General features: G+C 44.0%; 28 protein-coding genes. 6 read left to right on the top strand and 22 right to left on the bottom strand.

Going from position 1 to position 20,877, the window contains the following annotated elements; genetic code table 11:
• Positions 1-11 precede the first annotated feature (11 nt).
• The 5 genes from FTU03_RS08990 (at position 12) to FTU03_RS08970 (ending at position 4,339) form a co-directional block, all read left to right on the top strand.
• Positions 12-593 (top strand): hypothetical protein, encoded by a 582-nt coding sequence (locus FTU03_RS08990; RefSeq protein WP_179992776.1) that lies wholly within the window; start codon positions 12-14, stop codon positions 591-593.
• Between the two features lie 83 nt (positions 594-676).
• Entirely contained in the window at positions 677-2,716 is a 2,040-nt protein-coding gene (locus FTU03_RS08985; RefSeq protein ID WP_179992775.1) for a M3 family metallopeptidase, read from the top strand.
• Positions 2,717-2,756: 40 nt separating this feature from the next.
• A complete protein-coding gene (locus FTU03_RS08980; protein WP_171064841.1) occupies positions 2,757-2,969 on the top strand; it encodes a YheV family putative zinc ribbon protein in 213 nt (70 codons plus the stop codon).
• A gap of 14 nt (positions 2,970-2,983) precedes the next feature.
• The gene (locus FTU03_RS08975; RefSeq protein WP_034169654.1) at positions 2,984-3,403 is read left to right on the top strand and encodes a hypothetical protein; all 420 of its coding nucleotides are present in this window, start codon (positions 2,984-2,986) and stop codon (positions 3,401-3,403) included.
• A gap of 60 nt (positions 3,404-3,463) precedes the next feature.
• Positions 3,464-4,339, top strand: coding sequence for a DMT family transporter (locus FTU03_RS08970; protein WP_179992774.1), 876 nt, complete (start codon positions 3,464-3,466; stop codon positions 4,337-4,339).
• Positions 4,340-4,387: 48 nt separating this feature from the next.
• Here the strand turns inward: FTU03_RS08970 and FTU03_RS08965 are convergent, their stop codons facing one another.
• The 5 genes from FTU03_RS08965 to FTU03_RS08945 form a co-directional block, all read right to left on the bottom strand.
• On the bottom strand, positions 4,388-6,670 hold the full coding sequence (locus FTU03_RS08965; RefSeq protein ID WP_179992773.1) for a TRAP transporter large permease subunit: 2,283 nt from the start codon (positions 6,668-6,670) through the stop codon (positions 4,388-4,390).
• Positions 6,671-6,847: 177 nt separating this feature from the next.
• Positions 6,848-7,420 carry a rhombosortase gene (gene rrtA / locus FTU03_RS08960; RefSeq protein WP_104425691.1) on the bottom strand — a complete coding sequence of 191 codons (573 nt, stop codon included), beginning with the start codon at positions 7,418-7,420 and terminating at the stop codon, positions 6,848-6,850.
• 72 nt (positions 7,421-7,492) lie between these two features.
• A complete protein-coding gene (locus tag FTU03_RS08955) occupies positions 7,493-8,533 on the bottom strand; it encodes a hypothetical protein (RefSeq protein ID WP_004786877.1) in 1,041 nt (346 codons plus the stop codon).
• A 545-nt stretch (positions 8,534-9,078) separates the two neighbouring features.
• Positions 9,079-9,465, bottom strand: a complete 387-nt coding sequence (locus FTU03_RS08950) for a hypothetical protein (RefSeq protein WP_159122623.1) — start codon at positions 9,463-9,465, stop codon at positions 9,079-9,081.
• Positions 9,458-9,715, bottom strand: a complete 258-nt coding sequence (locus FTU03_RS08945) for a succinate dehydrogenase assembly factor 2 (protein WP_034590267.1) — start codon at positions 9,713-9,715, stop codon at positions 9,458-9,460. The genes FTU03_RS08950 and FTU03_RS08945 overlap by 8 nt, the downstream gene beginning before the upstream one ends.
• Positions 9,716-9,897: 182 nt before the next feature.
• Between FTU03_RS08945 and FTU03_RS08940 the strand changes: the two genes are divergently transcribed.
• Positions 9,898-11,070: an acyl-CoA dehydrogenase family protein gene (locus FTU03_RS08940; RefSeq protein ID WP_166135560.1), complete on the top strand. Its 1,173-nt coding sequence runs from the start codon at positions 9,898-9,900 to the stop codon at positions 11,068-11,070.
• Positions 11,071-11,123: 53 nt separating this feature from the next.
• Here FTU03_RS08940 and FTU03_RS08935 read toward each other — a convergent pair whose 3' ends face one another.
• The 17 genes from FTU03_RS08935 to rplX all read right to left on the bottom strand — a co-directional run bounded on the left by FTU03_RS08935 (position 11,124) and on the right by rplX (position 20,873).
• A complete protein-coding gene (locus FTU03_RS08935; protein ID WP_159122625.1) occupies positions 11,124-12,614 on the bottom strand; it encodes an NAD(P)/FAD-dependent oxidoreductase in 1,491 nt (496 codons plus the stop codon).
• Between the two features lie 207 nt (positions 12,615-12,821).
• On the bottom strand, positions 12,822-13,187 hold the full coding sequence (gene rplQ / locus FTU03_RS08930) for a 50S ribosomal protein L17 (protein WP_004786886.1): 366 nt from the start codon (positions 13,185-13,187) through the stop codon (positions 12,822-12,824).
• An 18-nt stretch (positions 13,188-13,205) separates the two neighbouring features.
• The gene (locus FTU03_RS08925; RefSeq protein WP_004786889.1) at positions 13,206-14,213 is read right to left on the bottom strand and encodes a DNA-directed RNA polymerase subunit alpha; all 1,008 of its coding nucleotides are present in this window, start codon (positions 14,211-14,213) and stop codon (positions 13,206-13,208) included.
• A gap of 16 nt (positions 14,214-14,229) precedes the next feature.
• Positions 14,230-14,856: a 30S ribosomal protein S4 gene (gene rpsD, locus FTU03_RS08920; RefSeq protein WP_004786890.1), complete on the bottom strand. Its 627-nt coding sequence runs from the start codon at positions 14,854-14,856 to the stop codon at positions 14,230-14,232.
• Positions 14,857-14,868: 12 nt separating this feature from the next.
• Positions 14,869-15,255 carry a 30S ribosomal protein S11 gene (gene rpsK / locus FTU03_RS08915; RefSeq protein WP_001040166.1) on the bottom strand — a complete coding sequence of 129 codons (387 nt, stop codon included), beginning with the start codon at positions 15,253-15,255 and terminating at the stop codon, positions 14,869-14,871.
• Between the two features lie 19 nt (positions 15,256-15,274).
• Entirely contained in the window at positions 15,275-15,631 is a 357-nt protein-coding gene (gene rpsM / locus FTU03_RS08910; RefSeq protein ID WP_004786893.1) for a 30S ribosomal protein S13, read from the bottom strand.
• A 107-nt stretch (positions 15,632-15,738) separates the two neighbouring features.
• Positions 15,739-15,855, bottom strand: coding sequence for a 50S ribosomal protein L36 (gene rpmJ / locus FTU03_RS08905; RefSeq protein WP_000867907.1), 117 nt, complete (start codon positions 15,853-15,855; stop codon positions 15,739-15,741).
• Positions 15,856-15,875: 20 nt separating this feature from the next.
• Entirely contained in the window at positions 15,876-17,195 is a 1,320-nt protein-coding gene (gene secY / locus FTU03_RS08900) for a preprotein translocase subunit SecY (RefSeq protein ID WP_171065444.1), read from the bottom strand.
• A 45-nt stretch (positions 17,196-17,240) separates the two neighbouring features.
• Entirely contained in the window at positions 17,241-17,681 is a 441-nt protein-coding gene (gene rplO / locus FTU03_RS08895; RefSeq protein WP_004786897.1) for a 50S ribosomal protein L15, read from the bottom strand.
• A 3-nt stretch (positions 17,682-17,684) separates the two neighbouring features.
• On the bottom strand, positions 17,685-17,861 hold the full coding sequence (gene rpmD, locus FTU03_RS08890) for a 50S ribosomal protein L30 (RefSeq protein ID WP_004786899.1): 177 nt from the start codon (positions 17,859-17,861) through the stop codon (positions 17,685-17,687).
• A 6-nt stretch (positions 17,862-17,867) separates the two neighbouring features.
• Positions 17,868-18,365, bottom strand: a complete 498-nt coding sequence (gene rpsE, locus FTU03_RS08885) for a 30S ribosomal protein S5 (RefSeq protein WP_004786901.1) — start codon at positions 18,363-18,365, stop codon at positions 17,868-17,870.
• A gap of 2 nt (positions 18,366-18,367) precedes the next feature.
• A complete protein-coding gene (rplR, locus tag FTU03_RS08880) occupies positions 18,368-18,718 on the bottom strand; it encodes a 50S ribosomal protein L18 (RefSeq protein WP_004281497.1) in 351 nt (116 codons plus the stop codon).
• Positions 18,719-18,732: 14 nt separating this feature from the next.
• Positions 18,733-19,266: a 50S ribosomal protein L6 gene (gene rplF, locus FTU03_RS08875; protein ID WP_004786903.1), complete on the bottom strand. Its 534-nt coding sequence runs from the start codon at positions 19,264-19,266 to the stop codon at positions 18,733-18,735.
• 13 nt (positions 19,267-19,279) lie between these two features.
• Positions 19,280-19,675, bottom strand: a complete 396-nt coding sequence (gene rpsH, locus FTU03_RS08870) for a 30S ribosomal protein S8 (RefSeq protein ID WP_004786905.1) — start codon at positions 19,673-19,675, stop codon at positions 19,280-19,282.
• A 12-nt stretch (positions 19,676-19,687) separates the two neighbouring features.
• A complete protein-coding gene (gene rpsN, locus FTU03_RS08865) occupies positions 19,688-19,993 on the bottom strand; it encodes a 30S ribosomal protein S14 (RefSeq protein WP_004786907.1) in 306 nt (101 codons plus the stop codon).
• Positions 19,994-20,002: 9 nt separating this feature from the next.
• A complete protein-coding gene (gene rplE / locus FTU03_RS08860; protein WP_004786908.1) occupies positions 20,003-20,539 on the bottom strand; it encodes a 50S ribosomal protein L5 in 537 nt (178 codons plus the stop codon).
• Positions 20,540-20,555: 16 nt separating this feature from the next.
• Entirely contained in the window at positions 20,556-20,873 is a 318-nt protein-coding gene (gene rplX / locus FTU03_RS08855; RefSeq protein ID WP_004786911.1) for a 50S ribosomal protein L24, read from the bottom strand.
• Positions 20,874-20,877 lie beyond the last annotated feature (4 nt).

The raw sequence follows: 20,877 nt of genomic DNA, 5'->3' as shown, positions 1-20,877 counted from the left end.
AAAAAAATATCATGCTTATTGCATCAAATAATAAACAGCATTTACATATCTATGCGATTCTAATTTTTACGATTTTGATCCTCAGTGACTTTATTGCACTCAAGTATTTTAATTTTGTAGCAACGCCACTTACGAATTATTTTGCATTGATTATAAGCTGTGTCATATGTATTGGAATATTGCTGTATTTTATAAGACTCAAACAGCATGGTTTATGGTTTCCACCTTATCATTGGCGTAATTTCAGAAAGTGCCCCAAATTTTATAGTCTTTTTATCTTTCCTTCGGTCATGATCTCAGCACTTTGGATTAATCTGACCACCTATCCACCCTATCTTTATACGAAGCTGACAGGCGAAACTAACAGTATTTCGATTACTACTCAGGCTGGGAAATTCAAAGGTGTTCGAAATCATATCTCTTATGCCTTTGACACAGAATATAGACATTTACCGGTTATGGAGTTATCTGCTTCTGAGTTTCTGCTTTATCAAAATAAACCCGTTGAACTACAGCTTAAGCTTACAACAAGTAATTTAGGCAGCATTGTGCATGAGATTGAAGAGATCAGGATCCAGTCTGAAGTCGAATAAATAATACCGTCGTATGCTTGATTTCCCTGCCAATAAGCCCTACATCTAGATTTAACACAGGAAATGACTTCGGCAGAAACGACATGACATTAGAAAAAGCAACTTTACCCGTTCCACAATTCGATCAGATTACGCTGGCAGATCTTAAACAAAAAATTGAAAACTGCATTCAGCAAGGTTTGCAATTTCTAAATGAACTGAACCAGACACCTGATACTGTCCAGGAACAACTTGCTGTTCTGAAACAGGTCGACACGCTAGAAAATAATATGAGCGAGTCCTGGGGTGTTTTGTCGCATCTCAACGCAGTCATGAATAATAGTGAAACCCGTGATGTCTATCAGGCATTATTACCGGGTCTAAGTGATTACTATACCCAGTTGGGCCAGCATACGGCGCTATATCAAACCTATCAGCATGTACAGGATGCACCGGTCTTCAATGAACTGCCGGAAGCTCAGCAAAGTGCAATTAAACTGGCGCTACGTGACTTTAAATTGTCAGGTGTGGCTCTAGAGGGTGAAGCCAAAAAACGCTATGCAGAAATTTCTGCACGTTTGTCACAACTTTCCTCAGATTTCTCCAATCATGTACTGGATGCAACTCAAGCTTATTTCAGACCGCTTAAGGAAGAAGAATTAGCGGGCCTGTCTGAAAGCAATATTGAACTCTTAAAACAGTATGGCCAGCAACGTGAACTGGATCAGCCGGTTGCCACTTTAGATTTCCCGTCTTATCTGGCAATTATGACTCATGCCGAAGATCGTGGCCTGCGTGAAGAACTCTATAAAGCCTATACCACACGCGCGTCAGATCAGTCCGAACAGACTGAATTTGACAATACAGCCATCATGGAAGAAATCCTGAAATTACGTCAGGAAATGGCAGCACTATTAGGCTTTAATAACTATGCCGAATATTCACTGGCCAGCAAAATGGCGCCAAATGTCGAAGCTGTTGATGAATTCCTGCGTGATTTGGCGGAACATGCCCGTGCGCCTGCTGAACAGGAAGTGGCTGAACTGAAAGCCATTGCTGCTGAAGATGGCATCACAGAATTAAAACCTTGGGACAGCAGTTACTATTCTGAAAAGTTGAAAATGCAGCAGTTTAATCTGTCTCAGGAATCGCTAAAACCCTATTTCCCGGCTCCAAAAATCTTGCAAGGCTTGTTCAGTATCCTGAAACGTTTATATGACATTCAGGTGGTTGAACGTGAAGCGCCAGTTTGGCATCCAGATGCGCGTTATTTTGAACTGGAAGATCAGGGCGAAGTGATTGGCGGTTTCTATTTCGATCTCTATGCACGTCAGGGCAAACGTGGCGGTGCCTGGATGAGCGGCTTCCGTTCACGCATGCAAATTGCTGAAGGCCTGCAAAAACCAATCTGTTATATGGTAGCAAACTTTACTCCACCTGTGGGTAACCGCCCTGCACTACTGACTCATGATGAAGTAATTACCCTGTTCCATGAGTTTGGTCATGGGCTGCATCATATGCTGACAGAAGTGGACAATATTGCCGTGGCTGGTACACATGGCGTGGATTGGGATGCTGTCGAACTACCAAGCCAGTTTATGGAATTCTGGGCTTGGGATCAGGACAGTTTAAACCTGCTCAGCGAACATATAGAAACCAAGGAAGTCTTACCTGCTGACTTGTTAAAAGCCTTGCTGGATGCCCGTTTCTTCCAGTCCGGTATGCAAACTTTGCGTCAGCTGGAATTTGCTTTATTTGACTTAACCATTCACCGTGCCAATCCGGCATTGAATGCTGAACAGATTCAGGCAACCTTGAACGAGATTCGTGAAAAATACGCTGTTTTACCTACTACAGCATATAACCGGTTCCAGCACAGCTTCAGTCATATCTTCGCGGGTGGATATGCAGCGGGCTATTATTCTTATAAATGGGCAGAAGTTTTGGCCAGTGATGCCTTCGATCGCTTCGAAGAAGAAGGAATTTTTAATACTGAAACTGGAAAGCAGTTTAGACAAAAAATTCTAGCAGTTGGCGGAAAAGATACAGCACTTGACGCATTTATCAATTTCCGCGGACGCGAGCCAAAAATAGATGCTTTGTTACGTCATCAAGGTTGGACGAACCGCTCTAAAAACGCTTAAACTACGTTTTTAAGTAAATCACAGGGTGAGTATGATGGCTATCAAACGTCGTTTCATTGCAGGCGCAAAATGTCCTAAATGTCAGGCGTTGGATCGGATCGTTATGCTGACCTCTGGTGAAGCTGAATGGATTGAATGTATCGAATGTGGGTATGAAGAAAACCGTCCTACCCATATCGAGGAACCTGAGTCACCAGCCGTTCCGGATGAAATTGGTGTGATTCAGTTTAAACCCCGTCAGCCAAAAGAATAATTTCGGGAACCTAAATGACTCTAGATCATCGACAAAATCCTAAACTTTTATGGGGAATAGTGAGTGGATTAATTGTTGTGATTATTGCTGTTTTAATAATTACACAGTTTTTTCTCACGCAAAATGAAACATTACCAGCACATCAGGGTGACTTGATGCATGCACCGGTGACACAAGCCGCACCTAAAGCAGAACCTGAACCAGAAGAAATTGTGCCTACTTCTGAAAATGTTCTGGTCGATGCCTCTATTATAAGAGAAGAAGTCACTGAGAATGCCACTTTGGCGAAAGAAGAAATTGCCAAACTGGAAGATATTCAGCAACAGCTCAATGAGCAGGAAAAAAGCCTGAAGCAACAGCATAGTGATGCGGATGAGCTGATTAAACTCAAAGAGGAACAAATCAAGTTACTCGAAGCACAACTGGCACAATAGTCGGAATGAGTTAGGGATTTTCAGCTAGAATATCCACAGATTTTCTAGCTAAGTTCCCTCATGAGTGTAGCCTCTCCCTCGCATCTGGTTAAGGCAATTGTCTTTCTGACCTGTTCCGCCTTCTTGTTTTCAGTCATGGGCGTCTGTATCCGCTTTGCCTCACACACCGTTGACAATGCCACTGTGGTATTTTTCCGGAATTTTGTCGGCCTGTTTATCTTTCTGCCGTTAATCTTCAATAAAGGCATTAGTTTTTTTAAAACTGAAAAACTCTGGATGCACACCTGGCGCTCTGTCGCAGGTCTGACGGCGATGTATGGATTTTTCTATGCCATTGCACATTTAAAGCTCTCCAATGCCATGGTCTTTACCTATTCCTCACCAATTTTTATTCCGCTGATTGCTTGGCTGTTTCTAAAAGAAAAAGTCACTCAAAGCATGTTACTGGCTGCTGCGATCGGTTTTATTGGCGTGTTGTGCGTAGCTAAGCCTGATTCCGGTTTATTTAACCTAATGTCTGTGATTGGCTTGAGTGCCAGCTTCTTGGCTGCTATGGCTTTTGTCACGGTTCGCGCATTGACCCAAACTGAACCACCAGAACGAATTGTGTTTTATTTCTGTCTGATCGGCACCCTGATTTCCATGATTCCAATGTTCTGGCATTGGCGTCCTTATACCCTGACTGAACTCGGTTATTTAATTGCAGCCGGTTTATTGGCAAATACCAGCCAGTTATTTCTATCCAATGCTTATAAACTGGCACCTGCTGGTCAGATTGGACCAGTGAACTATATTGCGATTTTCTTCGCTGGCTTATGGGGCTATTTATTCTGGCAGGAAGTTCCGGATCTCTATAGCCTGCTCGGATTAGGGCTGATTTTTTGTGGGATTTTACTTTGCAGTCCTGTTTTACAAAATAAGCTTAGGCTGCGTTAAGGCCACAATAAAAAAAGCACCCGAAGGTGCTTTTTTTATTTGCTTAAATTACTGATACCAGCCGAAGAGTTTAAATACATAAGGTACATAGGCAATGATCAGCATCGCTGGCAGTAACACGATCATCGGTAAAATCCAGCGCTCATAACGGTAATAAAAGGACTTATGTCGAACTTCTGCATCCGCCTCGGCCACCTCAGCATCACCAATGGATTGCCTTGCTAACAGATGGTTCAGGGCAACTGGCGGTGTCACATAACCCAGCTCAAAACCAATCAAGGTAATCATCCAGAAATGCACAGGATGAATTCCATACTGATAGGCGACTGGTGCAACGGTTGCTGAAATCAGGATCACCGCACCGAATGGGTCCATGATCATGCCAACGAACACCATCAGGCCAACAATCATGGAAATCACCAGAATGGTACTGCTAATATCTGTCGGGAACGCTTCCATAATTTCCATACGTTCCAGCAGGCCGCCCACACTGACAGACAGTGCCATCAGGATCACCAGCGCACCAATGTGTCCAACCGTTTCACTGGTCGAAATGTGTAATGATTTCCAGAAGCCAACTTGACGCAGGCTTTCACCAACAGCCGAACGTTTTACACCATGGTCTACAGCCAGCTCACTGCCCTGCTGCTCAATATGGTCTGCTTCACGATATTCAGCATTAATGGCTGTACCCGCGGTCGCCATTGCAGGCGTATTTGCTGAACCTAAGGTGGTGGTTAAGGTTTCATCCCAATGTCCCACTGGCGGTAATGGTGCAGGCTCGTGACGCAACTTATCAAATAGCACGATCATCAATAGAATGACTGGCATCATGACAGGCGCAGTAAATTCATTCAGATCTGTAGACAAGGCATATTTGTAGAACAGCCAGATCAGGATGAAAATCACGATATAAGGAATCACATTTACAAAGGCACGTGCAGACTGTGGTGCAGCCAGACCAGGTGCAGCAATACGGAACTTGCTTTCAGCAAAGAATAGCGAAATGATCAGGAACAATGTTGAACTGAGCAAGAAGACGTAGACACCGTAGTGATACAGCATATCTGTCGTCACTTCCTTGTTCAGTGAAGCCACCACAACAATTAATAGACATGGACGTAATACCACACCGAGTGAACCCGACATGGCGGTTGCTGCCAAGGCAAACTGACGGCGACCACCGGCATTCCACACTTCCTTATAAATGATCGCACCTGCAGCAATCACGAAAATCCCGGATGCACCGGTATAAGCGGTTGGTAATGCAGCTGCCAGCAGGATTAACCAGGTCAAGGTTTCTGGCGCCAGATTCCATGGACGCAGGATATTCAGGAACATGTCTACGACACGGGTTTGTTTCAGCAACATACCGGCCCAGATAAATAAGGCCAGATTCAGGAAGATGCTCGAAAACTCAACCAGTTGCCCCAGATAGATGCCCTGACCCATCGGGTAATCCATCAAGAAGACAAAGTTAAACCCGGTACTGATAGCCATATAGGCATAAAGTGGCACGCTTAAGAAAGCCAGTCCGAAACTACCCCCTTCTCGGGTCGCCTGAGGTGGCTTAATGACTTGGTACAGACTGATCAGGGTCAATGTCCCAAAGAGAATCATCCATAGCCAGTAGACATACTTCATGTCTCCCATCGGCACCCCGGAATTCAGCACCGACATATATTGGCTGTAGGAAGAATAGACCAGGAAACTGTTCGCGATCAGCATCGCCACAGAATAGACTTTGAAATCGATACGGGTGGCTGGACTACGTAGACCAATATGATGGGTTTTCAATGTCGCGCTGATTGCAGCAAATACCACCATAATGATGAGCAGCAAGGCACGGTTTTCAGTCCCGAACTTGAAAATGCCAAAGAATGAAGTTTCAAAACTGCGATAGGCACGAATACTTGGATGCGCTTCAATATGCGTTATCGCCTTGTCATAGAATTGGTAAGACTCTTCACAAACCTGTTGTGCCTGCATCACTGCAGCACGCACATCCGCTTCAGAACGTACACCGAAGAAATCGGCATATTCATCGGCGGCATCTGCTTTCATCTGCTCCTGAACTTTTTGATCGACATTAATATTACGATCACATTGTGGTGCTTTCGGTTCAGCACGCAAAAACGAATATTGCATGCCTGTCGCCGGATCACCATACAGACGCTCGCCCATACGCAGTAACTGACCATGAATCATTTCCCCGGTTCCAATCACTAAGGTCAGTAAGAGCAAGATGAGCACGACAAAGGTCGAGATCCACTCTGTCCAGATATAACGTAACAGACCTAATCCCGATCTGTTTTGATTATCGTTGTGCATGTATTTTCCTATTCTTGTTTTCGCGCCTTACATTCTTTTAAGCGCTGGTCTTCCTGTCTGCCCCGAAAATTCCTTTACAAGGGTCAGTATCATTATTTTCTATTTTGACTCTGCATGAAAATCAGCAGAATAAAAATGACAGTTTATCTTTTCTTTTTGTCTTTTCTGCCAACAGTTTCAGCTATCCTGGACATAATTGCCCAAGATATAGAGCAATGCGACTACCACTCCCCAGATCACCCCTAATAAATGCGCTTCGACCAGTACCGGACTGCCGATAAGTTGTGCAGTTTCCTGATTTCCAATGGTATTTTCCCAAATCAGTTTGGCAAAGATTAAAAATAACACCAGTACGGCAAATCCACGTTCGCGTTGATAAAGCAAATGCACACAGGCGACTGCGACATAGGCCCCATGTAATACCCCGGATAGTCCTGCATATGCTTCAATATTTGGCAGGAAAAAATAAAAACTCAGGCTGATCAACGGCGGCAGAATCAAAAGAATCGAGACGAAATGCCACACAGATGCACGGGGGAAAATGAAAGGTAGACAGATAAAGGCAAGAATATTCAGAAAATAATGGGCCCAGCCGACATGCACCCAGTGCGCGGTCCAGAGCCGCCAAAACTCCCCGAGCAGGCTTTCCTGCCAGTAGATGAAAGCATCGTTAAAGATTTGCAAACTCGCTGAAAGAGAGACAAAAGCCGCCAGAAAAATAATTTTTCGTCGAAGATGTTGATCTTGCATCGGCTCCTTGAACTCCTTTCAGCATATTGAAAATGACCTCTATGAGCATCATTCACTTAATTTTTCATTAAATTATAGGTCAGCGCTAAACAGATCATCCAGTTCTGAAGAATTATCTGTTTCATCCCAGAAAGTCTGCATGCCATCATCTGCACTACGAATACCGGTATTTTCAGTCCAGTAACGGTCAGAAATACCATTCACCATAATGGCAGCCATACTGTCGATCAGCTTGAACTGAGGATTGACTGGCTTTTCATCACTACGTGCCTGATCAAAGGTTCTTAACGCATCACGAATTTTGGCATCATCCCCACTGGCCTGTGCCGCTACAGCATATAAGGCATGTGATAAACGTACACCTTTTTGCTCACCGATTTGTACTGACTGTTTCAGAGTTTGGTAAGGATCAGGTTTTCCATCACCTGCCCCTGGCAATAAAGTCCAGATCACAGCACGGGTTGCATTTGGCGCGCCCCAGAATTTGGTATTATCCAGACAGGTCATGCCACGCTCAACCACAGCCGCAATATCTTTAGGTACTTGTACGGCCCCACCCGAGTTAATGTCATTGGTCATGGCTTGTAAGCCACTCAGCATGCCCAGCAGATAAACTGTCTGTTCAATATCACTGTTCATGCGTGGACAGCCTTCACCCAGCGCTTTTTTATATTTTTTCTCATAACGGGTCTGGAATAACTGATAGCCCGTGTACTGACGTTGTGCGGCCAGTGCAGCCCAGCGTTTCTGCTCAATCCGCGCATCCTGAGCTTCAGTCACCTGATTGACTTTAGAAGCACGCAGATACCGTAGCTCTGCATCCAGCGCTTTCTGCTCGGCACAAATCCCCGCTGCGGAGTACATCAGTACCGCAACACGAGTCGGATCAGCCCCCATTTCCTTGGTCGACATGATGGCTGGTGTTAAAGAATTCCCGGAATTACACACCATCTCGGCATCATCCATCGCCAGGATTGGTGGAACAATATGCTTTTCAGTGAAGCCCAGCGCCACATTGGCACCGGTTTTAATGACCTGAGAACATCCTGTTAGAACTGTTGTTGTTATTGCAATGGTCGCCATACCTTGGCATATTTTTCGGACGCTCGACATTTTCCTGTCCTCTATAATTGTGATTATGTCCATTATTCTGCTAAACATATCAGAAGCATATAACGAATAAAAGAGTATTTACTCTAATTTAGACCAGACACTTTGCCATTAAATTTCCCAGCTGCAATTGACTGTAGTAGATAAAATCCCAAATTTTGGGCAAAAAAAAGTAGCATTGCGACGGTTCAGCACATGCTACTTATCAACTTGGCAAGCCGAGAAGAAAATAGGTTCTCGAGCTTAATTCTGTTATTTAGGTGAAAATCTGTCCTTCAGCACCGTTCCCAGCCGTCCTATGACTAGGGCCATCACAATCGCAACGATCAAAAACATCCACATTGGAAATTCCATCATGATCTCCTGTGTTCGCTGTTGGTGACTTAAATGTACCTGCTTATAAAAAAAGCAGCTGAAAAATTGTCAGACAATTCATTGTTTTTACAGAGAAATGTGATTTTTTGTCTGACAATTCAAGCGGGGTTAGCGGATAAATCTTTATTTTTAATCAATTTATTTAAAATTTCGGAATATCATTTGTCGGACAATTAAAGTATTTTTGTCAAAACTTTCAAAGACTTCCATTGTTTAAAAGGCAACTGGTCACACCAGATGAGCAACGGACGTGCTTTTGCATGCTGGAAATACACCACGATATAAGCTTGGTGATCAATCACGTGACTGATCAACACTCGCCGTGTGCCTTGCGCAGCTGCTGTCAGTGACCATTCACGTCCATCCAGATATTCAAACTGCTCAATGTGCGGTGTCTTACGATAAAACAACTGGTAGATGACCACTCCGATGACGCCACAAACCAGCCAAATTATCACAGGCAATAACTGATACAGCAGGAACATTAATACAGCGAAAATAAAAAGCTGAAACACCAGCGCACACTTGCTGCGTTTCAGCTTGAAACAACGATTATCCATGAACGTAAAATTTAAGCTTCTTGATAAAATCTTTTAATTCAGGGCGTGGGGGTTCAGACACTTCCATAAACCAGTCCAGCAGGTCTGGATCTTCCTGTGCAACCAGCTCAGCAAACATCTGTTTTTCGAAGGGATCAGCAGTGAGATAATAGTTTTTCACGTAGGGATCAAAATATACATCGATCTCTTTCAAGCCACGACGCGCGCGATAAATCACTTTGCGCTCTTCTAAGGTGATGTCATCAGTCATCGAATTTTCCCAACTCGTTACAAACCTGAGTAGTTTACCTTAAGCCATTGCTGAATTTCGAGGTATTTCATACAAATGACCAAAAGCATCAGTAGATTCCCCAGATTTGAACATTCAGCTCATTGTTCCCTCATCTGCTCTATCTTAAGTTAAATAAAACATCACAATAAGGGAATTATAAGATGCATTCGAGCGCGATCCGTCCATTGGCCAGCATGCTGCCACGTCAGCTTTTCAATGATGAACATGAAGCCTTTCGGGAGATGGTCCGTAAATTCTATGAAAAGGAAGTGATTCCTCATACAGAAAAATATGAACAGCAACAGCATATCGATCGTGAGCTCTGGAATAAAGCCGGTGAACTTGGCCTTCTCTGTGCCACGATGCCTGAAGCTTATGGCGGTTCAGGGGTGGATCGTTTATACAGTATGATCCTGATCGAGGAACAGGCCTATGCAGGCGACTCTGCGACAGGATTTTCACTGCACTCCGATATCGTGGCCAATTATATTCTGAACTTTGGCAATGAAACACAAAAGCAGCAATGGCTCCCGAAAATGGCTACAGGTGAAGTGGTCACGGCAATTGCGATGACCGAACCTGGAACTGGCTCAGACCTGCAGGCAGTACGCACCAGTGCGGTATTAGAGGGTGATGAGTATGTGATTAATGGTTCCAAGATATTCATTACCAATGGCTATCTTTGTGATACGGCAATTGCGGTATGTAAGACGGGTCATAGTGAGAAAGGCTCTGCCAATCTTTCTTTGATTATGGTCGAAGCAGATCGTGCAGGATTTAGTAAAGGTAAACCCTTAAATAAAATCGGCATGAAAGGTCAGGATACCTGTGAACTGTTCTTTGACAATGTCCGTGTGCCTAAAGAAAACCTGCTAGGTCAGGAAGGCATGGGTTTTATGATGCTGATGAAAGAACTGGCTTGGGAGCGGTTAATTGTGGCCATCATATGTCAGGCAGGGGCAGAAGCGGCATTCGCACATACGGTAAAATACACCAAAGAACGTCAAGCCTTTGGCAAACCGATCAGCGCTTTTCAAAATACCCGTTTTAAACTGGCAGAACTGCGTACCGAAATTGAAATCTGCCGAGCTTATCTGGACCGTTGTATGCAACTACAGCTTATTCAAAAATTGGGAGTTGATGCCGCCGCAGCTGCTAAATACAAAATTTCTGAACTGTATAGCAAAGTGGTGGATGAATGCCTACAACTGCATGGCGGTTATGGCTATATGCTGGAATATCCGATTGCACGAGCGTACCTGGATAATCGCGCGAACCGCATTTATGCAGGAACCAATGAAATCATGAAGGAACTGATTTCCAGATCACTCTAATTTGAAATATGAAAAAGGAGTACATCAGGTACTCCTTTTATCTATGTCTATACTTAAGACACCAATCTTGGCTTGGCTGGCACAGCACTGGATTTCGATTTGAATTTCAATACTCCATCTTCAAAAGATGCCGTTTTAAGCTCTTTACGGTCTGCCAGATAATTATTGGATACTTTCCAAGGTGCATGCTTACCCTGTTTCGGCATCACATCTGCGGCACGGGCAATATAGCCTGAAGTTAAACTACCCATCACCGTATCTTCAAGTAATTCCGTAGCATCCCCTTCTGGAATCACTTCATCATAACCATGCTGATCCATATAATTGAGCAGACGGCAGATATATTCTGCGGCAATATCCACTTTCAAGGTCCAGGAAGCATTGATATAACCAATAATCAGCGCCATATTTGGCACATCACTGAGCATGACCCCTTGATACAGCATATGCTTCGACGTATCCAAAGGCTTGCCATCCATCGTGGCCTGAATACCACCCAGAATCTGAATATTTAAACCAGTAGCAGACACAATAATATCCGCATCCAGATATTTACCTGATTTCAGCTGAATCCCAGTTTCAGTAAATTTCTCGATATGATCTGTTTCTACAGATGCATGACCTTCACGCAGGATTTTGAATAAATCCCCATCTGGCACTACACATAGGCGCTGATCCCAAGGTTCATAATTCGGGGTAAAGTGTTTCATATCCACTTTCCCTTTCAACTGAAACTGTACAGATTTCAATAATAAGGTTTTCAGTAGTTTTGGCTGTTTTTGTGCGAGTGCATAGATACCACGCTGCATGCCAATATTACGCGCACGGGTCAGCTTATAAGCCACATCTTCTGGCAATAATTTACGCATTTTTGAGTAAATCATGTCGATCGAAGGAACTGAGGCGATATAGGTGGGAGAGCGTTGTAACATGGTCACATGCCCTGCACCGCCTTTCACCATGGCTGGAACTAATGTTATTGCTGTCGCACCACTGCCAATAATCACTACTTTTTTTCCGCTATAGTCCAGATTTTCAGGCCAATGCTGCGGGTGAATAAATGTACCTTTGAATGCTTCCTGATGCGGGAATTCCGGCTGGAAGCCTTGATCATAATTGTAGTAACCCGTACAGCCAAGAACAAAGTTAGCGATCCAGGTCTGCTTTTTGCCCTGAGCGTTTTCAGCTACGACTGACCATTTACGTGTCGCTGAATCATAATTGGCACTAACGACGCGATGTTGAAAATGAATTTTTGAGCTCAAGTTAAATTCCTGAACCACTTCTGCAAGATAATTTTTAATTGCCGAGCCAGAAGCCAATACACTTTCTTTTTTCCAAGGCTTAAAGTTGAAGCCAAAAGTCGACATGTCCGAATCTGAACGGATACCAGGATATTTAAACAGGTCCCACGTACCGCCAAAGCTTTCGCGACGTTCAATAATTTCGAATGAGCGTTGAGGACTATGTTTAGAAAGATGGGCCGCCAGACCAATTCCCGAGATCCCCGCGCCTACAATTAAAATATCAACTTGCTTTTCCATATTCTTCTTTTTCCTGAGCATTGTCATATATTTTATTAAATCACAAAATTGACAATACACAATGTCAAGTTTGAATAAAAGTGATTATTTTCTTATCTTTTCAGGACAAATTTCTAAACTGCCTGATAATGGGTAAATGCAAGACAATAAAAAAGGCCGGTTTATTCAACCGACCTTTTCGAACAACGTTTGCTGCTCTACACGAAATTAGTTAACTTCGCGATCTACTAGCTCAACGTAAGCCATCGGTGCAGCATCACCTGCACGGAAGCCCGCTTTAAGAACACGTAGATAACCGCCGTTACGCTCTTTGTAACGAGGGCCAAGAACGGTAAATAATTTACCAACAGTTGCAGCTGAACGAGTACGAGCAAACGCCAAACGACGGTTTGCTACTGTATCGACTTTAGCTAAAGTGATTAAAGGCTCAGCAACACGACGTAATTCTTTTGCTTTAGGCACAGTTGTTTTGATCAACTCGTGCTCGAACAAAGAGTTAGCCATGTTTTGGAACATCGCTTTACGATGACTGCTTGTACGGCCTAATTTCACACCACTATTACGATGACGCATGGTGATAGTCCTACTTAATTAACGGCTACGATAGGCGAAACGATCGTCCATACGGAGACTAGCTGGTGGCCAGTTCTCTAAACGCATGCCGAGTTGTAAGCCTTTGGAAGCCAGAACATCTTTGATCTCAGTAAGCGATTTTTTACCAAGGTTAGGAGTTTTAAGTAACTCAACCTCAGTACGCTGTACAAGATCACCAATGTAGTAAATGTTTTCTGCTTTCAAACAGTTAGCAGAACGAACAGTTAGCTCTAGATCATCTACTGGACGAAGCAAAATTGGATCAACTTCTTCACGAGGTTCTTGAGCCACAGGAGCTTGATCTTTCTGAAGATCAACAAAGATTGCAATTTGTTGTTGCAAGATTGTTGCCGCTTTGCGGATTGCTTCTTCAGGATCAACTGTACCGTTGGTTTCAAGATCAATGACCAGTTTATCAAGGTCAGTACGTTGTTCTACACGAGCGTTTTCCACTGTGTAAGATACACGTTTGATCGGGCTGTAAGATGCATCTAACTGTAAACGACCCACTGGGCGAGTCTCGCCTTCTGGGAAACGTGAGTCAGAAGTCTCATAGCCACGGCCTTGAGCCACTTTCAGGCGCATCTTAAGATTGCCTGATGCACTTAATGTGCCGATCAAGTGTTCAGGGTTAACCACTTCAACATTATGAGGTAAACGAAGGTCAGCCGCAGTTACGTCGCCTGGACCTTGTTTCTCTAATGTTAAATAAGCTTCATTTTGATCGAACAGCTTAATAGACAATCCTTTTAGGTTCAGCAAGAGCTCGACGATGTCCTGCTGCAAGCCTTCCAAAGTACTGTACTCGTGCTCAACACCTTCAATCTCAACTTCTACCACAGCAGCGCCAGGTAAAGAAGAAAGAAGGATGCGACGTAAAGCATTGCCCAGAGTATGACCAAAGCCACGCTCTAAGGGTTCTAGAATAACTTTTGCCGAGGTCCCGCTTGCCGCTTCGACCTTGATCGCTTGCGGAGTTAGAAACTCATTTGCAGTACGCGTCATATTGCTACCTCAAGGATTATTTAGAATACAATTCTACAATCAAGCTTTCGTTGATTTCAGCAGGTAAATCAGAACGATCCGGTGCAGCTTTGAACGTACCTTCTAGTTTAGAATGATCTACTTCCATCCAAGAAGGAATGCCACGTTGAGCAGCTAATTCAATTGCGTTTTTGATACGTAATTGTTGTTTAGCGCCTTCGTGAACTGCAATCACGTCACCAGCTTTAACTTGGATAGACGCGATGTTAACGCGGCGGCCATTTAAAGTGATTGAACGGTGAGATACTAACTGACGAGCTTCTGCACGTGTAGAACCAAAACCCATGCGATAAACAACGTTATCAAGACGGCTTTCGAGCAATTTCAACAGGTTTTCACCAGTTGCGCCTTTAACACGAGCAGCTTCTTTGTAGTAGTTACTAAATTGACGCTCTAAAACACCGTACATACGACGTACTTTTTGTTTTTCACGTAATTGTAGTGAGTACTCAGATTGTTTACCGCCACGAGCTCCACCATGTTGACCAGGAGCTTTAGCGTGTTTTTTAGTTTTGACGTCAAATGGTTTAACGCCAGATTTTAATTGCAGGTCTGTCCCTTCGCGGCGAGAGAGTTTGCATTTTGGACCAATATAACGAGCCATGAATGTTTCTCCTTACACGCGACGTTTTTTAGGTGGACGGCAACCGTTGTGAGGGATTGGAGTCACATCGGTAATGCTGTTAATTTTATAACCCACTGCACCTAATGCACGAACCGCAGACTCACGACCTGGACCAGGACCTTTCACAAGGACGTCCAAGTTTTTCAAACCGTAATCTAAAGCAGCTTTACCAGCAACTTCAGCAGCTACCTGAGCAGCAAACGGAGTTGATTTACGTGATCCACGGAAGCCTTGTCCACCTGAAGTGGCCCAAGCCAGTGCATTACCTTGACGATCGGTAATAGTCACAATGGTGTTATTAAAAGAAGCGTGAATGTGTGCAACACCTTCAGAGACGGTACGAGTGACCTTCTTGCGTGTGCGAGTATCTTTAGCCATCTTTTAGCTTCCAGAAATCTTATTTCTTAATTGGTTTGCGCGGACCTTTACGGGTACGTGCGTTAGTTTTGGTGCGTTGACCACGGACAGGCAAGCTGCGACGATGACGAAGACCGCGGTAGCAGCCTAAATCCATTAAACGTTTAATGTTCATGGAAATTTCGCGACGTAAATCACCTTCGGTCGGAACCTTGGCAATTTCTGCACGAATCGCATCAAGCTGAGCGTCATCTAATTCACGGATCTTAGTAGTAGTTGGGATACCCGCAGCAGCTAAGATTGACTTAGCAGTGTGGCGACCAATACCAAAGATGTACGTTAGAGAGATAACAGCATGCTTGTTATCCGGAATGTTTACACCGGCAATACGAGCCATTCAATTTTCTCCAAAAAGGCAGTAGAGATAATCAACCGCCCCACAAAAATCTTGAGGGGCGGATAATAACCCAATTCGCCTACTGAAATCAACAGGTCTTGATCAGATTAACCTTGACGCTGCTTATGACGAGGTTCTGCGCTACAAATTACGCGAATAACCCCATTACGACGGATAACTTTGCAGCTACCACAAATTTTCTTTACAGAAGCTTGTACTTTCATGATGAAACCTCTAAGTGCGCTTATCCCTTAGGATGAGCAGTCGTTTTTCTCATTAACGTTTGATTGTCATACTGGTGCGAGGTGAGATGTGCTTGAAGCTGAGCCATAAAGTCCATCACCACCACTACCACGATCAGCAACGATGTTCCGCCCAAGCTAAATGGAATACCAAAAGAGCTTTGCAGAATCATCGGCATTAAACAGATGACAGTGATGTATATCGCGCCGATAAAGGTCAAACGATTGAGAATATGATCTAAGTAACGAGCAGTTTGCTCACCTGGACGAATACCAGGCACGTAAGCTCCGCTGCGTTTCAAGTTCTCTGACACTTCTTTAGGACTAAATACCAGTGCTGTATAGAAGTAACAGAAAAAGATAATTAACGCACCAAAGAGCACCAAATACAACGGCTGACCAGGCGATAACACCAATGCCAAGTCTTGTAGACTACGCTTGATAATTCCTGCACTTGGATCCGAACTACCAACCCACTGACCTAAGCTCGCTGGGAACAAAAGTAAAGAGCTGGCAAAAATTGCCGGAATTACACCCGCCATATTAATTTTTAATGGCAAGTGCGTTTGCTGTGCAGTAAATACACGACGTCCCTGCTGCTTTTGAGCATAGTTCACCGGAATACGACGTTGCGCCTTCTCGATAAACACAATCGCTGCAAGTACAGCAATCGATAACAGACCAAAAATTGCTAATCCAATTAGACTAGACTGGCCATTATCAACTGAAGTTAGAGACTGCATAACTAAAGTCGGCAATCCTGCAACGATACCTGCGAAGATGATCATGGAAATACCATTGCCCACCCCACGCTCGGTAATCTGTTCACCCAGCCACATCAAGAACATGGTCCCCGCAACCAAAGAGGTTACCGCAGGAACATAAAAAGCCAGACCAGAGGTCAGGGTAATTCCCTGGCTGATCAGGCCAGCACACATACCAATTGCTTGCACAAGTGCAAGGAACAGCGTGCCTTGTCGTGTGTATTGGTTAATCTTACGTTTGCCCTGCTCGCCTTCTTTTTTCAAAGCTTCGAGCTGAGGAACCACAGTAGACATTAACTGCACGATAATCGATGCAGAGATGTATGGCATGATCCCTAAAGCAAGAATCGACATTCGCTCTAATGCACCACCCGAAAACATGTTAAACAAACCAAGGATGGTACCTTGGTTTGCATTAAACAGATTTTCTAGTGCGGCATTATTAATCCCTGGTACTGGAATATGCGCTCCTAGTCGAAACACCAACAACGCACCAATGAGAAACATCATTCGACGAATAATTTCACGGTATTTCACATGAAATGGTTGGCCTTTCATCATGTTGACATGACCTGAAGAACTAGGAGTCATAGACACTGGGGATTACTCCTCGACTTTACCGCCAGCAGCTTCAACAGCAGCTTTAGCGCCTTTAGTCAATGCAACACCTTGTACAGTGAATGCACGAGTAATTTCACCAGAAAGTACGATACGAGCACGAGTCATGTCTTTACGTACAACGTTCGCAGCTTTTAAAGTTTCAAGAGACACGATGTCGCCTTCAACTTTAGCAAGCTCAGATAAACGTACTTCAGCAGTTTTCAAAGCCAATTGGCTAGTGAAACCGAATTTAGGCAAACGACGATAAAGTGCAGTTTGACCACCTTCGAAACCTGGACGAGTACCACCGCTCTTACGTGAGTTTTGACCTTTGATACCACGACCACCAGTCTTACCAACGCCAGAACCGATACCACGACCTAGACGAAGGTTGTCACGCTTAGCACCTTCTGCAGGTGCAATTGTATTTAAACGCAGAGTCATGGCTTATTCCTCTACACTAACCATATAGTAGACTTGGTTGATCATACCACGGTTAGAAGGCGTATCTTGCACTTCTACAGTATGACCAATACGACGCAGACCTAAACCTTTCAGGCTCAGCTTGTGATTTTTCAAGCGGTGCGATGCAGATTTAGTCTGGGTAACTTTAATCGTTTTCATGATTGATTACCCTTGAATTTGTTCTACTGTTAAACCACGTTTCGCAGCAACTTTCTCAGGAGAAGTCATATCACGCAAACCGTTAAAAGTTGCGTTTACTACGTTAGCAGCGTTTGTAGAGCCATAACATTTAGTTAATACATTACGTACGCCAACAGCTTCTAAAACTGCACGCATCGCGCCACCAGCAATTACACCAGTACCTTCAGAAGCAGGTTGCATGTAAACGCGGCTTGCACCGTGACGAGCATTGATAGGGTGCTGAACAGTACCATCAACAAGGTCAACAGTAATCATGTTACGACGAGCAGCTTCAAGTGCTTTAGAAATAGCAGCTGGAACTTCACGCGCTTTACCACGACCAAAACCTACGCGACCATTACCATCACCCACAACAGTTAATGCTGTGAAAGAGAAGATACGACCACCCTTAACAACTTTGGCTACACGATCAACGGCAACCAGCTTTTCAACAAGACCTTCGTTTTGTTCAACTTTAGCCATGATTAGAACTCCAAGCCGTTTTCACGGGCAGCATCAGCCAAGGCTTTGATACGACCATGATATTTGAAACCAGAACGGTCAAATGCAACTTTAGTAACACCAGCTGCTTTAGCGCGTTCTGCGATTAAAGCACCTACTTTTTGAGCTGCTTCAACGTTACCAGTAGTACCCGCACGTAAAGTAGCGTCTAGAGTAGAAGCTTGCGCTAATACTTTGCCACCATCTGCTGAGATAACTTGAGCATAGATGTGACGCGGAGTGCGGTTTACACACAAACGAGTCGCACCCAATGCACGGATGTGCAAGCGTGTGCTTTTCGCACGACGCAAACGGGATTGTTTCTTTTCGTTCATAAGAACCTCGCGCCTTATTTCTTCTTAGCTTCTTTACGAAGTACAACTTCGTCAGAATAACGAACACCTTTACCTTTATAAGGCTCTGGTGGACGGTAACCACGGATATCTGCAGCGACTTGACCTAGAACTGCTTTATCAGCAGATTTAAGTACGATTTCAGTTGCAGTTGGAGTTTCAGCAGTTACACCTTCAGGAAGCGTATAGTCGATCGGGTGAGAGAAACCAAGGTTAAGGTTAACAACGTTACCTTTAACCGCAGCTTTATAACCAACACCGATAAGTTGTAACTTACGTTCGAAACCTTCGCTTACACCTTTTACAAGGTTGTTAAGCACAGCGCGAGCAGTACCAGCTTGCATCCAAGCGTCTTTAGATTCAGCTTTAGGAGCAATAACTAGAGTACCGTCTTCCTGTTTTAGCTCGACCAGCGCATGCAGGTTGAAAGACAATGTACCTTTGCTGCCTTTCACTTCGACCTGCCGGCCGTTCTGAGTAACTGTTACACCGTTAGGTACAGTTACTGGGGCTTTAGCCACACGAGACATGAGGAATCACCTATTAAGAAACAAAAGCAATAACTTCACCACCAACGCCTGCAGCACGTGCAGCGCGATCAGTCATGATGCCTTTGCTTGTAGAAACAATTGCAATACCTAAACCTTGCTTAACGCTTGGAAGTGCATCTTTACCGCGATACTGACGTAGACCTGGACGGCTTACGCGTTTCACAGTTTCGATAACTGGCTTGCCTTCAAAATATTTTAAAGTCAAAGTAAGAGTTGCTTTGCCTTCAACTTCAGCAACTTCTACGTTTGAAATATAACCTTCTTGTTGAAGTACGTTAGCAATCGCAACTTTCAACTTAGAATTAGGCATAGAAACAGTTTGTTTCTTTGCCATTTGTGCGTTACGAACACGTGTTAGCATGTCGGCAACGGTATCTTGCATACTCATTTATAGTGCTCCTTACCAGCTTGCCTTAACAACGCCAGGTACATCACCTTGCATTACTTTATCGCGTACCATGTTACGGCTTAAGCCGAACTTACGGAAGTAACCATGAGGACGACCAGTTAAACCACAACGGTTACGTAGACGTACTGGAGATGCATTACGTGGTAATGCCTGTAATTTCATCATCGCATCGAAACGTTCTTCATCTGAAGCATTTACGTTTGCAATGATTGCTTTTAATTCAGCACGTTTTGCAGCGTATTTAGCAACAGTAGCTTCGCGTTTCAATTCGCGATTAATCATACTTTTCTTAGCCATTTCGACCTCTTATTTGAACGGGAAGCCGAATGCACGCATTAGCGCACGGCCTTCGTCATCGGTGCGAGCAGTCGTAGTGATGGTAATGTCCATACCACGAATACGGTCAATCTTGTCAAAATCGATCTCAGGGAACATGATCTGTTCTTTAAGACCCATTGAGTAGTTACCACGACCATCAAATGATTTCGCAGAGAAACCACGGAAGTCACGGATACGAGGAATCGCAATCGAGATCAGACGGTCTAAGAATTCGTACATACGTTCGCCGCGTAAAGTAACTTTACAACCAATCGGCCAACCATCACGGATTTTGAAACCAGCGATAGATTTACGAGCTAACGTAAGAACTGGTTTTTGACCAGCGATAGCTTGCATATCAGAAAGAGCACCATCAAGGAGTTTCTTGTCAGCAGAAGCTGCACCAACACCCATGTTGATAGTGATTTTAGTGATGCGAGGGATCTCCATCACATTCTTAATTCCCAATTGTTCTTTTAATTGAGCTTTAAGTTCGTCGTTGTAACGTGCTTTAAGTCTGGCCATTGCCTTTTTCAACCTATTACTTCGCTACCGCCACTGATTCACCATTAGATTTGAATACGCGAGTTTTCACGCCGTCAATCGTTTGGTAACCAACACGGTCAGCCTTTTGGGTTGTAGCATTAAAAATTGCCACGTTTGAAATGTGAAGCGAAGCTTCTTGAGTTACGATGCCGCCTTCAGCGCCAGTAACACGGTTCGGCTTTTGATGCTTCTTCACCAAGTTAAGGCCTTCAACCTTAACGCGGTCATTAGAAACAGACAGAACAGTACCCTGTTTGCCTTTTTCTTTACCTGCGATCACAATTACTTGATCGCCTTTTTTAATCTTAGCCATGATC

It is taken from the genome of Acinetobacter sp. YH12046 (assembly GCF_013419905.1).
Taxonomy (GTDB): Bacteria; Pseudomonadota; Gammaproteobacteria; order Pseudomonadales; family Moraxellaceae; genus Acinetobacter.
The sequence above is the reverse complement of the archived record's forward strand: the minus strand, read 5'-3'. Positions and strand labels throughout refer to the sequence as shown.